The organism is Staphylococcus sp. FSL W8-0305 (genome assembly GCF_037966415.1).
GTDB classification, from domain to species: Bacteria; Bacillota; Bacilli; order Staphylococcales; family Staphylococcaceae; genus Staphylococcus; species Staphylococcus aureus.
Genome location: NZ_CP150198.1, coordinates 1,094,921 through 1,108,509 on the forward strand (window position 1 = coordinate 1,094,921; position 13,589 = coordinate 1,108,509).

Consider the following 13,589-nt stretch of genomic DNA (forward strand, 5'->3'; position numbering starts at 1 on the left):
CTGTATAATATGGTCAAAATATATGAGATGTTACTATACAAATTTCTAACTTTCACTTAAAATAAAATATATATAATTAAAGTGGAGGTAGAATGACATGAAACACCTCGTAACATTCTTTTGGGCATTATTATTAATGCAAATGGTTAACTTTGTACTTAATAGCCTAGTAGGTGGAGACAGCTTAAATGTAGTGAATCCAATTATCATGGCAGTATTGTTCACGATTTTCACAGCAATTTTCGCTGCAGTAATTAAACCGCCGAAAGATTCATCACAATAACTATTTAGTATAAAATGAAATATGTCTTTCTTATTATTGAAGCTGCCCAGATAAAGGCGGCTTTTATTTTTGGCCATTAATGTTTTGTATTTGGAATATTTTAAAACTCAATGACCTCTAACCCATCACTTTTAAATTTAGAAAAAGCCTTAATACAAAGATGTCATTTACGAGTAATCTTTGTATCAAGGCAATTATATTATAATCATCACTGTAAAATTAAATGCTTCATGTTGAATTTGATAATTTTAAGTGTTTATTTAGTTTTTACATTAATATCAATTTGCTTAATTGAATTTGAATCAAACAAGTTTGCTGTATAACTATCTTTCTTTAAATCCACTTCTTTTTTACTGCCATCTTTCCAAGTAATCGTGTAAACGGCAGATTTTGCATTTCGAATCTTCTCAGGTGTAACACCACGTTCATCATATAATAAAGCTTTAACTTTATTCCCTAAATCTAAATATGATAATTGGCTATCTTTTGGTAAATTTAAGTAAGATTGATTGAAAGCCATAATGCCATCTACTGCAATTGTATATGGAACATTTTGCATTTCTTTAGCTTTTTGAGTTGCCGGTAGTTTGTCCTTTTCTGCTGCAGATACCTCATTACTTGCCACAGTAGCGCCAGTCGTTGCGATCATGCCCAGTGCCAAAGTTACAGTTATAAATGATTTTAATTTCATATAATCTCTCTCCTTTGTGAGTTAAAGTATCTTACAAAATCAATATAACACAAATCTAAAAGTTTCAAAAATTATAAGTATGTAAATTGTTTACTTGTTTTTAAAAATAAATTTTAATTAATGTAAAAGCTATAATTGTTAATACTTTCTATTTTTTCAAATAAATTCACATTACAATAACTAAGTTTACATTTCTTAAATTTAATTACTTCATTGCATTATAGCGAACGCCGTACCTAATATATAAATTAAATCCCTTGTTTCTTCGTACTTTTAATTGAACAATTTTATATTGATGAGATATTTAATATTAAATTTTTCTTCCTATAAGGTTAATACTTGTTTGATCTATTTTATGTTGATTTACTTCTTTTAAAAATTCATTCAAGTAGAACCCATTCTTCAAATTTAAAGAATGATCTAACGCATAAACTGTTAATTCATATTGATGATCTTTATCAGGTGGTGTTGGTCCTACATAGTGATTTTCTATTTCTGAAAAATCTTCAGCTAACAAACCACTAGTGAAGCTATTTTTACCTTGTACATAGTCGCCCTTTGTTCTTGATAAATCTGCTTTAATAGAAATTGAATTGCCACTAACACTTACATTAGCTACACTCCAATGAATCCAAGCAAAGCCACATACTGGGATTGCATCATAGTCAATTAAAGACCAAGCAAGATATTTAGTCCCTTCCGGTAATTCAGTTACTTCAAATGGAAATGATTTAATTGGATTCCCGTTAATAGAATCACTCACATCTGCACCTGCTGCGTATTCATATGGTATATTGTTCCCTTTAAATTCAGTTTTTAGTTTCATGTTGCTCTCTCCTTGTAAAATAAAATATTATTATTAAATATATAAAAATTAATAATGCAATAAATAATATTAAGTATTGAATAGTTCCTATTGTATATAAGTAACCACCCATAAGTAAAAATGCGATATTAAAAATAAAATATAACGTTTCTGCATAATTAAGCATCACTCTTAAGTTACTACTGCTAGAAAGTTTATTTATAGTTTGTGGACGAGTTAACCCTGAAGAAATACCTAAAAATATCATAGAAATAGTAACTGCTATGAAACTTTGATATGTATATATTATTAAAAATATTACTAAACAAATTTCTGACACAAACTTATAGTTCAAGTATTTGGTTAAATAACGTGAAGATAAATAACCCATAACTGTGTAGCAAGTTAATACTGAAATAAATTGTAAATTATTCAGTTTTAAATCATTATATATATTAATTGGAATAAATCCTATAAAAAATCCTAATATTAACGCTCTTAAAAAAGAATAATGCAATATCCAAAACTTCTCTTCCGGTAGAAATTTCTTTATCTTTCCCTTTGTTTCTCCTATTAAATTTAATTCCCTATTTTCAACTAATGTGCAGCGAATAATTATAATTGTTAGAATTGAAAATATACCAGTCATTATTATAGGCCATTTAATATTTATTCCATAAAGATAACTACCTATAATCCCTGAAATTAATAATGATAGGAACATGTAGCTATTTGACTTATTTTGTACGTATTTCTCATTTGTTATATTTCTTTTAATTATTGCTGTATCAACACCCGTCATCATTGAGTAACTTAACCCTAATAATATTTGTGCCACTACTAAAATTAAATATTGATTTTGATATAATAACAACAATAAACCGATGATTTTGAATATTTCACTAACAACTAATTTATTAGAATCTTTTAAGTTACAAATTTTAAAACACTTCTCTTTGTATAGAGAGAATAAAAATGCTGCAATGCCATAAGACGCCATTAATATTTCTAATTGTATTATGGAATAACCTTGAACCAAAAAGTAAATTAATAAAAAAGGTAAATAAAAGTACGCTCGTGAAAAAATTCGGTATAAATAAATCCCAAGTATTAACTTATTCATAAATAATACCTGTACCTAGTCTTTCTTTTATTTCTTCAAACTTTATATCTCCTTCTCTTAATAATTCAATTTTATTATCTGTCACTTTAATAATCGTACTAGACGTTTTATAGTTAGTTTTATTTTGACTTCTTAGCATATATCTTACATTTTCACCCATGTGCTTAATCGCTTCATTTTCAGTTATTAAAATATCATTGGCAGTTCCAGAGATATTTGCTGAAGTAATTGCTATAGGTGAATTAATATATGAAATAAACCTTCTCATCGTTTTATTTTGTACACATCCTATAGCTATACTATCTGAATTATTGAGCATATAATTATAGCTTGTTTTATTTTTTAAAATAATATTTAATGGTCCAGGCCAAAATATTTCAACTAGTTTATCAACTATTTCCGTATTTTGATTATCTCCATACAATTTCCAATCCTCTGGCTTATCAATAAATAATGATAATGGCTTATCTTTCGATCGCTTTTTATATTCAAATATTTTATCGATACAAAGATCGTTGTTTGGTAAACTACATAAATTATAATTAGTATCAGTAGGAACAATCACTGGAAAACCATCTTGTAATTGTAAATAAAGTTTTTCAAAACTTTTTACAGAATCATTTAAAATTTCCATCTTTACTCCTCCTTTTTATTATCTGAAGTAAATCCACTGTATCTTCAGGTGCTACTTCAGGTGAAAACTTGTTCACAAGTTTATAAAAAGAAATATTTTCATCAATTTCTTCAGTGTTAACTATTGATTTAAATTTATTGTGCAAGATTTTCTTACTAGAAATATTACTTATTGGAAACTGAACAACTTGTGAATTTTTCAATCCTAAATCACTAGGAACTAAATATTGATACATATTTATATTTTTTTTAGTACCATCTTGATGAATTCCTGATTCATGTTTAAATATATTTTCACCAATTATAGGTTTGTTTTCTGATATTTGAAAATCGAGAATTTTAGAAATATTAATACTAGTTTTATATACGTCGGGTAAAGTGAATTCCGTACTTTCTATTTGTTTTTTTGTCAAAATAGTAATTATTTCCTCAATAGGAGCATTACCCGCTCTCTCACCAATTCCCAAAAATGTAGTTTCTATTTGCTTCGCACCATTTAAAATTGCAGCTAATGTATTTGCAGTAGCCAACCCTAGATCGTTATGACAATGAGCAGAAAAAATTATGTTAGAATATTTTTTTACAAAGTAATTAAAAATATCTCCGTATTCTAATGGTGTCGAACATCCTACAGTGTCCGCAAATGTAACTGTTCTAACTTGATATTTTGAAATAATTTCCATGTATTCTTTCAATTTTTCTCTAGAAGTCCTTGTTGCATCTTCAAAACAAATATCTACTCCTTTTTTATCTTTCTTTAATATATCCAAGCAGTCTTTGATTTTCTGAATATAATATTTATTTGAAAAATTAAGCTTTTCTTTTATATGCAAGTCAGATATTGGCAATAGTATTTTTACCACTAAATTATGAATTTTTAATTTGACTATTTTTTTTATTTCTTTTTCATTAAGCCTAGTCAATACTACTAATTCTTTTTCAGGACTTAAAATGTCTCTGAATTGATGAATATTAAATTCATCCTCGATAGTTGTACACATGCCTACTTCAACAGAATTTATATTTAACTTGTTAATTTGTTTCAATACTTCTTTTTTTATAATTAGACTTTTTCGAACATTACTTTGTTGCATACCATCCCTTATTGTATTATCTTGAATTCGAATCATATTACTTCACCCCCTCGATAACCTCTGATATAATATTAATATTATTTTTATGCAATAAAAATTAAATATTATCTAATGAATTATTAACTTTTTTGAAAGAGGTAAGTTCATGAATTTGGATTGGTACTATACATTTGTCATTTTAGCGAAGACGTTAAACTATCGATTAGCTAGTGAAGAAATTAATCTCACTATACCTTCTATACATAAGCAAATTAAAAATTTAGAACAGCATCTCAATGTGAAACTATTTGAAACTTATAAAAATCAAATTATCTTGACTGAAGATGGTCATACATTTCTTCCAATTGCGCAAAGTTTTATTGAACAATATGAAAGTGGCATCAAACATATCCAACTTAAAAAGACGATGTTTCAATCGAAATTAAATGTTGTCGTGTCTTCATATATCGCGACATTCATTATGCCCAAATTTTTAAAATCTTTCTTTAACGAGCATCCGTTTATCGATGTTTCTCTCCATGTCAAAAATGAAAATATTGAAAAAGATATTAATAATCATACGTATGACATCGGGATTAGCAGAAATCAACCTAAACTAAGAGAAGTTCATTCTGAAAAAGTATGCGAAGGTAAAATTGTATTGATTGCTCCCAATAAAGAGAATAATCATCTTCTAACTGAGGCATCTTTATTTGAAAAATACAAAATAATAAGTGATAACCATCCAGAATATTGGTCATCACTTAAAAATAATATTTTAAATATTTATGAAAAAGCACAATTTCTATCTATCAATGATGTGCATACTTCAATTAAATTAATCGAAATGAATCAAGGTATATCATTCCTGCCTATTTATATAACAAAAAATAGTAATTACAATATTTCGGTTATTAACACGAAAATTTTACAAGCACCTATTTCATTTACATATATATACAGCAAAAAAGAAAATCCAGAAATATTGGCGTTTATTAAATCATTTAAAAAGTATATTGCCAATGAACAATTATAATAAATTTCAAATCTAAAAAACCAAGAATGCGATTAATCATCACATTCTTGGTTCAATTTTATTCATGAATTTTTTCAACATTAAACGTTAAGTTATTGTCTGAATTTAAATTAACTTTAATAGTTGTACCTTCTGGGAATCCCTCTTTAATCATCATACGTGCTAATGGTGTTTCAATTTGGCGTTGTACAAAACGTTTTAATGGTCTTGCACCGTATTGAGGTTCATAAGCCTCTTGACCTAGCCAAGCTTTAGCATCATCAGAAACTTCAATTGAGATTCGTTGTTCTAGTAATCTTATATTTAATTGCGTTAATATTTTGTCTACAATCATACTCATGTCATCAATAGATAAAGGTTTAAATAATACGATGTCATCCATACGATTCAAAATTTCTGGTTTGAAATATGCATTTAAACTTGTCATAACAGCTTTTTCTGTTGATTCTGTAATTTCACCAGTCTCTTTTACGTTTTCTAGTAAAACTTGAGATCCAATATTACTTGTCATAATAATAATAGTATTTTTAAAATCAACGCTACGTCCTTTAGAATCAGTTAAACGGCCTTCATCTAAAATTTGCAATAATACATTAAAGACGTCAGTATGCGCTTTTTCAACCTCATCTAATAAAATAACTGAGTATGGATTACGACGAACCGCTTCAGTTAATTGACCCCCTTCATCATGTCCAATATATCCTGGAGGTGCCCCTATCAATCTTGATACTGCATGTTTTTCCATATATTCACTCATATCAATACGAATCATATGTTTTTCAGAATCAAATAATGATGCAGCTAATGATTTAGCTAATTCAGTTTTACCTACCCCAGTTGGACCTAGGAATAAGAAACTACCAATAGGTCTGTTTGGATCTTTAATACCTGCTCTAGCTCTAACTACTGCATCTGAAACCAGGTCAACCGCTTTATCTTGACCTACAACACGTTTATGCAAGATATCACTTAAGTGAAGTAATTTTTCACGTTCTGTTTCAACTAATTTTGAAACTGGTATGCCTGTCCATTGGCTGACAATATCACCAATTTCTTCGTCTGTTACAACTTCACGAATCATTCGATCTGAATCTTCACCTTGCTCATCTTGGAAATTATCCTCTAATTCTCTAAGCTCTTTTTCCAATTGAGGAATTGTTCCATATTGTAGTTCAGCTGCTTTTTCTAAATTGTTATTTGTTTGTGCATCTTCCAACGCTTGTCTACTTTCATCTAGTTGCGCACGTTTTTCTTGTAAATTTGCTATTTTTTCTTTTTCTGATTCTACACGAGATTGAAGTGCTGCTTGTTTCTCTTTTTCATTGGCAAGCTCTTCTTGTAGTTCTTGTAATCTCTGTTTGCTCGCATTGTCAGATTCATTTTTAAGTGCGCTTTCTTCAATTTCTAATTGCATGACACGTCTATTAACTTGATCCAATTCAGTTGGATTTGATCCCATTTCCGTACGAATTGTTGCACATGCTTGGTCAACTAAATCAATCGCTTTATCTGGTAAAAAACGATCAGTGATGTAACGATCAGACAATTCAGCGGCAGCAACTAAGGCTCTATCTTGAATACGCACACCATGATATACTTCATATCGTTCTTTTAAACCACGTAAAATTGAAATTGTATCTTCAACATCAGGCTCACTAACTGCTACTTTTTGGAAACGACGCTCTAATGCCGAATCTTTTTCAATATATTCTCGATATTCATTTAAAGTTGTTGCACCAATACAATGTAACTCTCCTCGTGCTAACATTGGTTTTAACATGTTGCCTGCATCCATGGCACCATCTGTTTTACCAGCACCTACAAGCATATGGATTTCATCAATAAATAATATAATTCTACCATCAGACTCTTTAACTTCTTTTAGGACTGCTTTTAATCTCTCTTCAAATTCACCACGATATTTAGCGCCCGCTACTAATGCGCTTAAATCTAACTCAAAAACAGTTTTATCTAATAATGATTCTGGCACATCTTTCTTAACTATACGCTGCGCTAATCCTTCAACAATTGCAGTTTTACCAACACCTGGTTCACCAATGAGCACAGGGTTGTTTTTAGTTTTACGACTTAAAATACGAATCGTATTTCGAATTTCTTCATCTCTTCCTATAACAGGATCCATTTTACCTTGTCTAACTTCTTCTACTAAGTCGCGGCCATATTTAGCTAATGCTTCGTAATTAACTTCTGGATTTTGTGATGTCATGTGATTTCCCCCTCTTACTTTTTTAATAATTTCTTTGATAACTTCTACTTTATTATTTATATAATGTTTTGTTGTTTGATCAATGTCCATTGCCGAACGTAAAATATGCTCCATTGAAATATATTCATCTTCATATTCTTTCATGTATGATTCAGCCTTAGTTATCAATTGGTTTGCTTGTTGGCTAATATATTGACCATATTGTATATTGTCACCTTCTACAGATGCATACGTGTTTAGTTCGTCTTCATAAGCTTTGTTTAATTGATCTACCTCAATATTTGCTCGTTCTAAAATACTTTTATATAAGCTTTCACTTTCATTTAAGGCAGCGCTTAAAATTGCCTCAATTTCTATATTTTGTAATTTATGTTGCTGACTCAGTTCAACTGCTTGTTGTAAAGCACTTTGAACAGCATATGTCATTTTATTTATATCCATTAATTTCACCTCTAATTTGTAGAGTTGGTCAAGTTGCACTTTTGACTTTGACTTTCTTTGACCTTAATTATATTATAGTCCCAATATAATCATTTATCAACTCTTTTACACTTAAATTTCCTAATATTTGTAAATAATTTTTTGAATTAAAAAAATCTAGCTAATGTTACGTTACACATTAACTAGACTTATTAAACATATGTTATTTCTTTTTAAGTGCTTTTAATATTTCATCTTTTAAAGCTAGGACTCCTTTGTACTCTAAATGTACACCGTCTGGTGCAAAATATTCACTATGTCCTTGTGATCGCTTATACCAATCAATTAATGTGACATTGGACTTTCGTTTCGCCGCGTCAGCTAATAATCGATTTACATTTGCCTCATAAATTCTTGGAACACGTGTATTAACTAAATAAATCTTGGCTTTTCCAAATTGATTAAGTAAATCGTCGAGCTGTTTGACAGTAAAGTCGCCATTTGTACCTAATTCTAATACGACTTGATCAGATGATTTTTTATATTGTGAATAATTCGCTTTAACTAAAGGTAAGGTTTGATACAATTGACGCCCTACTTTTCCATCAATTCTAGACTTAGGAACTGATGACTTAAATGACTCACCGATATCAACCATTACTGAATCACCGATTAAAAGAGGTTTAATATTATTATATACATCGGAAGATTCCTTTTTCTTCTCACTTACTAAGCCATCAATGTGAATGTTATCAATTGGTGCTATCCGCATTGAATAATTATCTTCAATAGTGGTATCAAAGCTATTCGCTTTTTCTCCTATAATGTCTTTACCATATTTATTGAATGCACCTACTAAAATCAACATAAATGGAATTAACAAGGTTACTACAATTACCATTCTTATAAATTGTGGTATATAAGAAGATCGCCAATTTAAAGCTTTAATACCTTCTTTTCTAAATGGAGTTTCTATAAAGCGATATGATAGCTCTGCAAATATAATTGTTAAACTTATATCTATAAAGTACACATATACAGGTATCTGTCCGTCTACATAGTAACTATGTACGAAACTAATTACTGCAAAATGCCATAAATATAGACTATAAGACCTTTTCCCGATAAATACTAACACTGGATTTGAAAATATCTTCGCTATCCATGTAGATGGATGAACGACACTGGCAATAATAAATAACGTTAATATGGATATTAAATAGAAACCACCATCATATATCCAATTCGTCTCATCATTAATAATGAAAAATAATAATATAAGTACTATAAATGATAAACTACCTATGCTATCAATAACATATTTTACAACTTTAGGTGGATCATTTTTCAATTTAAACGGCGGCCATAAAAAAGCTAAAATAACACCCAGTAACAATGTCTGTAATCTAGTATCTGTACCAAAATACACTCGTGAATGATCCCCATTAATACTGTAGATAAACATCATTAACCCTAAAGAAATTATAGATACTCCCCAAAAAATAAATCCTATTTTGTATCGCTTTTTAATTGTTAACAATAATGTAACCAAAATAACTGGGAAAAATATGTAAAACTGTTCTTCAATTGCTAAAGACCATAAATGCTTTAATGGCATAAATGAAAATTGCTCAAAATAATTAACATCTTTTGCTATATACCACCAGTTTGATACATAAAATATCGCAGCAATAATATCATGTTTAACCCTAATGATATTATCTGATTTTAATAATAAGGTTGCTGTCCCTACAACCATTAATAAAACTATGACTGCTGGTAATAAACGTTTTAAACGACGTATCCAAAAGCTTTTCAATTTAATGATACCTGTGTCATCATACTCTTTGAGTAATAAGCTTGTAATTAAATAACCAGAGATCACAAAAAATGTATCCACACCTAAAAAGCCACCTGTCAACCATTGCTTATTTAAGTGGTAAATAATAATTCCTAGAACAGCGATTGCCCTCAAACCATCGAGCCCTGGCATATATCTCATTTTCTTATATTTTGTAAAACCCTTTGTTTTGTTCATTTTTGCATTCTTCCCTTTTAAAACTGTTCTTCTTAGATGCTTAATTAAATTTAGTTATGCTGTTTAAAAGAATATTGAAATGCATATGTATATTATTGAATTACGACATCATCAAAATCATATTGACTAAAATACTGTTAAATTAAAAAATTACCAATGATGATTCTTATTTCGAAATCCAATTTGTAATGCAACTCGGCAACTTAAAAACTATGAAGTATTATGTATTGTAATATAACTGTAATATAAATTCAATTTATTATAGAAATTTTCAAGAAAATATTCAAATAGGAAATGAATTGTGCACTCTTAGAAGTGCAAGTCACTGTCTTAATTCATATTTTCTGAAACAAGTTAGATATAAATTTTCAAAATAAAGTCAGAACCTAGAACGTAAATAAGGCTCCCTTCAATGTCTACTTTGAAGGGAGCTTATTCACAATGAATTATACTCTACAATGTTATATTGACTGCGGGGCCCCAACACAGAGAATTTCGAAAAGAAATTCTACAAGCAATGCAAGTTGGGAGCGGAGCCCCAATTGGATTTCCAATTTCTACAAGTAATGCAAGTTTATGTTAGCTCACACCAAGTGCAATCTTAGCGTAACGTGACATCATATCTTTTGTCCAAGGTGGACTCCATACGATATTCACTTCAGTATCCTGAATTTCAGGAATCTCTGCTAATACTGTTTTAACTTGATCAATAATTTGAGGTCCCATTGGACATCCCATTGATGTTAAAGTCATATCAACTGTACATACGCCTTCATCATCAACATTCACTTTGTATACTAAACCTAAATTAACGATATCAATTCCTAATTCAGGGTCAATTACCATTTCTAATGCACCTAAGATACTATCTTTCAATGCCTCTTCCATCCATATCACCTCTTTAATGTCATATTATTCATAATATATCAAATATCCGACAAAACGCCAATAAAATGCTATGATGTATCTATATGAACTAAGCAACTTATGAGGAGAGAGATATGCAACCACATTTAATATGTCTAGACTTAGACGGAACATTATTAAACGATAACAAAGAAATTTCATCATATACTAAACAAGTATTAAATGAATTACAACAACGTGGACACCAAATTATGATTGCGACTGGCAGACCTTATCGTGCAAGTCAAATGTATTATCATGAATTAAATTTAACGACACCAATTGTTAATTTTAATGGCGCTTACGTACATCACCCTAAAGATAAAAACTTCAAAACTTGCCATGAAATTTTAGATTTAGGCATCGCACAAAATATTATTCAAGGATTACAACAATATCAAGTATCGAATATTATTGCAGAAGTGAAAGATTATGTTTTCATTAATAATCATGATCCAAGATTATTTGAAGGTTTTTCAATGGGTAATCCAAGAATTCAAACTGGTAATTTACTTGTCCACTTGAAAGAATCCCCTACCTCAATTTTAATTGAAGCCGAAGAAAGTAAAATACCTGAAATCAAAAATATGCTTACTCATTTTTATGCCGATCATATTGAGCATCGACGCTGGGGCGCACCATTCCCTGTCATTGAAATTGTAAAACTTGGAATTAATAAAGCAAGAGGCATTGAACAAGTTAGACAATTTTTAAATATTGAACGAAATAATATTATTGCATTCGGTGATGAAGATAATGATATAGAAATGATTGAGTACGCGCGTCACGGTGTTGCTATGGAAAATGGTTTGCAAGAACTTAAAGATGTAGCGAACAATATTACATTCAACAATAATGAAGATGGAATTGGTCGATATTTAAATGATTTCTTTAATTTAAATATTAGATATTACTGTTAATTTATAACTAATCATTTTATAATATTTTAAAACAATAGGAGGTAAGTTACGATGCCCAAAATAGTCGTAGTCGGAGCAGTCGCTGGCGGAGCAACATGTGCCAGCCAAATTCGACGTTTAGATAAAGAAAGTGACATTATTATTTTTGAAAAAGATCGTGATATGAGCTTTGCTAATTGTGCATTGCCTTATGTCATTGGCGAAGTTGTTGAAGATAGAAAATATGCTTTAGCGTATACACCTGAAAAATTTTATGATAGAAAACAAATTACAGTAAAAACTTATCATGAAGTTATTGCAATCAATGATGAAAGACAAACTGTATCTGTATTAAATAGAAAGACCAACGAACAATTTGAAGAATCATACGATAAACTCATTTTAAGCCCTGGTGCAAGTGCAAATAGCCTTGGCTTTGAAAGTGATATTACATTTACACTTAGAAATTTAGAAGACACTGATGCTATCGATCAATTCATCAAAGCAAATCAAGTTGATAAAGTATTGGTTGTAGGTGCAGGGTATGTTTCATTAGAAGTTCTTGAAAATCTTTATGAACGTGGTTTACACCCTACTTTAATTCATCGATCTGATAAGATAAATAAATTAATGGATGCCGATATGAATCAACCTATACTTGATGAATTAGATAAGCGGGAGATTCCATACCGTTTAAATGAGGAAATTGATGCTATCAATGGAAATGAAATTACATTTAAATCAGGAAAAGTTGAACATTACGATATGATTATTGAAGGTGTCGGTACTCACCCCAATTCAAAATTTATCGAAAGTTCAAATATCAAACTTGATCGAAAAGGTTTCATACCGGTAAACGATAAATTTGAAACAAATGTTCCAAACATTTATGTAATAGGCGATATTGCAACATCACATTATCGACATGTCGATCTACCGGCTAGTGTTCCTTTAGCTTGGGGCGCTCACCGTGCAGCAAGTATTGTTGCCGAACAAATTGCTGGAAATGACACTATTGAATTCAAAGGCTTCTTAGGCAACAATATTGTGAAGTTCTTTGATTATACATTTGCGAGTGTCGGCGTTAAACCAAACGAACTAAAGCAATTTGACTATAAAATGGTGGAAGTCACTCAAGGTGCACACGCGAATTATTACCCAGGAAATTCCCCTTTACACTTAAGAGTATATTATGACACTTCAAACCGTCAGATTTTAAGAGCAGCTGCAGTAGGAAAAGAAGGCGCAGATAAACGTATTGATGTACTATCGATGGCAATGATGAACCAGCTAACTGTAGATGAGTTAACTGAGTTTGAAGTGGCTTATGCACCACCATATAGCCACCCTAAAGATTTAATCAATATGATTGGTTACAAAGCTAAATAAATGAATCATGCGATTCAATCTAATCTTAATTGTCTAGGTTAGAATTTTGTTGAGCTTGGGACATTA

Annotated in this window: 12 protein-coding genes; 4 read left to right on the forward strand and 8 right to left on the reverse strand. The window is 30.1% G+C overall.

From position 1 onward, the window contains the following. Nucleotides 1–97 precede the first annotated feature (97 nt). On the forward strand, nt 98–283 hold the full coding sequence (locus NST10_RS05425) for a YjzD family protein (protein WP_000682089.1): 186 nt from the start codon (nt 98–100) through the stop codon (nt 281–283). Between the two features lie 256 nt (nt 284–539). Here NST10_RS05425 and NST10_RS05430 read toward each other — a convergent pair whose 3' ends face one another. The 5 genes from NST10_RS05430 to NST10_RS05450 form a co-directional block, all read right to left on the reverse strand. Next, a complete protein-coding gene (locus NST10_RS05430) occupies nt 540–974 on the reverse strand; it encodes an MAP domain-containing protein (protein WP_000769690.1) in 435 nt (144 codons plus the stop codon). Between the two features lie 310 nt (nt 975–1,284). Next, nucleotides 1,285–1,800 (reverse strand): YbhB/YbcL family Raf kinase inhibitor-like protein, encoded by a 516-nt coding sequence (locus NST10_RS05435; protein WP_000769795.1) that lies wholly within the window; start codon nt 1,798–1,800, stop codon nt 1,285–1,287. Then, nucleotides 1,784–2,902: an MFS transporter gene (locus tag NST10_RS05440; protein WP_001037449.1), complete on the reverse strand. Its 1,119-nt coding sequence runs from the start codon at nt 2,900–2,902 to the stop codon at nt 1,784–1,786. Before NST10_RS05440 ends, NST10_RS05435 begins: the two co-directional genes overlap by 17 nt. Further along, a complete protein-coding gene (locus NST10_RS05445) occupies nt 2,895–3,536 on the reverse strand; it encodes an L-threonylcarbamoyladenylate synthase (protein ID WP_000404423.1) in 642 nt (213 codons plus the stop codon). Before NST10_RS05445 ends, NST10_RS05440 begins: the two co-directional genes overlap by 8 nt. After that, a complete protein-coding gene (locus NST10_RS05450) occupies nt 3,520–4,665 on the reverse strand; it encodes a LeuA family protein (protein WP_000619360.1) in 1,146 nt (381 codons plus the stop codon). The genes NST10_RS05445 and NST10_RS05450 overlap by 17 nt, the downstream gene beginning before the upstream one ends. Nucleotides 4,666–4,774: 109 nt before the next feature. Here NST10_RS05450 and NST10_RS05455 point away from each other — a divergent pair, with 109 nt between their 5' ends. Beyond that, nucleotides 4,775–5,644, forward strand: a complete 870-nt coding sequence (locus NST10_RS05455; protein ID WP_001047061.1) for a LysR family transcriptional regulator — start codon at nt 4,775–4,777, stop codon at nt 5,642–5,644. A gap of 58 nt (nt 5,645–5,702) precedes the next feature. On the opposite strand, the gene clpB is transcribed toward NST10_RS05455, so the two are convergent. The 3 genes from clpB to NST10_RS05470 all read right to left on the reverse strand — a co-directional run bounded on the left by clpB (nt 5,703) and on the right by NST10_RS05470 (nt 11,217). Next, the gene (gene clpB / locus NST10_RS05460; protein ID WP_339211746.1) at nt 5,703–8,312 is read right to left on the reverse strand and encodes an ATP-dependent chaperone ClpB; all 2,610 of its coding nucleotides are present in this window, start codon (nt 8,310–8,312) and stop codon (nt 5,703–5,705) included. A gap of 202 nt (nt 8,313–8,514) precedes the next feature. Beyond that, nucleotides 8,515–10,329 carry an acyltransferase family protein gene (locus NST10_RS05465; RefSeq protein WP_001044234.1) on the reverse strand — a complete coding sequence of 605 codons (1,815 nt, stop codon included), beginning with the start codon at nt 10,327–10,329 and terminating at the stop codon, nt 8,515–8,517. Between the two features lie 579 nt (nt 10,330–10,908). Then, nucleotides 10,909–11,217 (reverse strand): metal-sulfur cluster assembly factor, encoded by a 309-nt coding sequence (locus tag NST10_RS05470; RefSeq protein ID WP_000390575.1) that lies wholly within the window; start codon nt 11,215–11,217, stop codon nt 10,909–10,911. A gap of 113 nt (nt 11,218–11,330) precedes the next feature. Here NST10_RS05470 and NST10_RS05475 point away from each other — a divergent pair, with 113 nt between their 5' ends. Continuing rightward, the gene (locus tag NST10_RS05475) at nt 11,331–12,155 is read left to right on the forward strand and encodes a Cof-type HAD-IIB family hydrolase (RefSeq protein ID WP_001182437.1); all 825 of its coding nucleotides are present in this window, start codon (nt 11,331–11,333) and stop codon (nt 12,153–12,155) included. A gap of 51 nt (nt 12,156–12,206) precedes the next feature. Further along, on the forward strand, nt 12,207–13,523 hold the full coding sequence (locus NST10_RS05480; RefSeq protein WP_001124494.1) for a CoA-disulfide reductase: 1,317 nt from the start codon (nt 12,207–12,209) through the stop codon (nt 13,521–13,523). Nucleotides 13,524–13,589: the final 66 nt, after the last annotated feature.

What these genes read in the sequence shown, in the direction of transcription:
- NST10_RS05440 (WP_001037449.1), bottom strand. Translation starts at nt 2,902, where the DNA reads ATGAATAAGTTAATACTTGGGATTTATTTATACCGAATTTTTTCACGA.
- NST10_RS05465 (WP_001044234.1), bottom strand. Translation starts at nt 10,329, where the DNA reads ATGAACAAAACAAAGGGTTTTACAAAATATAAGAAAATGAGATATATG.
- NST10_RS05470 (WP_000390575.1), bottom strand. Translation starts at nt 11,217, where the DNA reads ATGGAAGAGGCATTGAAAGATAGTATCTTAGGTGCATTAGAAATGGTA.
- NST10_RS05435 (WP_000769795.1), bottom strand. Translation starts at nt 1,800, where the DNA reads ATGAAACTAAAAACTGAATTTAAAGGGAACAATATACCATATGAATAC.
- NST10_RS05450 (WP_000619360.1), bottom strand. Translation starts at nt 4,665, where the DNA reads ATGATTCGAATTCAAGATAATACAATAAGGGATGGTATGCAACAAAGT.
- clpB (WP_339211746.1), bottom strand. Translation starts at nt 8,312, where the DNA reads ATGGATATAAATAAAATGACATATGCTGTTCAAAGTGCTTTACAACAA.
- NST10_RS05475 (WP_001182437.1), top strand. Translation starts at nt 11,331, where the DNA reads ATGCAACCACATTTAATATGTCTAGACTTAGACGGAACATTATTAAAC.
- NST10_RS05480 (WP_001124494.1), top strand. Translation starts at nt 12,207, where the DNA reads ATGCCCAAAATAGTCGTAGTCGGAGCAGTCGCTGGCGGAGCAACATGT.
- NST10_RS05445 (WP_000404423.1), bottom strand. Translation starts at nt 3,536, where the DNA reads ATGGAAATTTTAAATGATTCTGTAAAAAGTTTTGAAAAACTTTATTTA.
- NST10_RS05430 (WP_000769690.1), bottom strand. Translation starts at nt 974, where the DNA reads ATGAAATTAAAATCATTTATAACTGTAACTTTGGCACTGGGCATGATC.
- NST10_RS05425 (WP_000682089.1), top strand. Translation starts at nt 98, where the DNA reads ATGAAACACCTCGTAACATTCTTTTGGGCATTATTATTAATGCAAATG.
- NST10_RS05455 (WP_001047061.1), top strand. Translation starts at nt 4,775, where the DNA reads ATGAATTTGGATTGGTACTATACATTTGTCATTTTAGCGAAGACGTTA.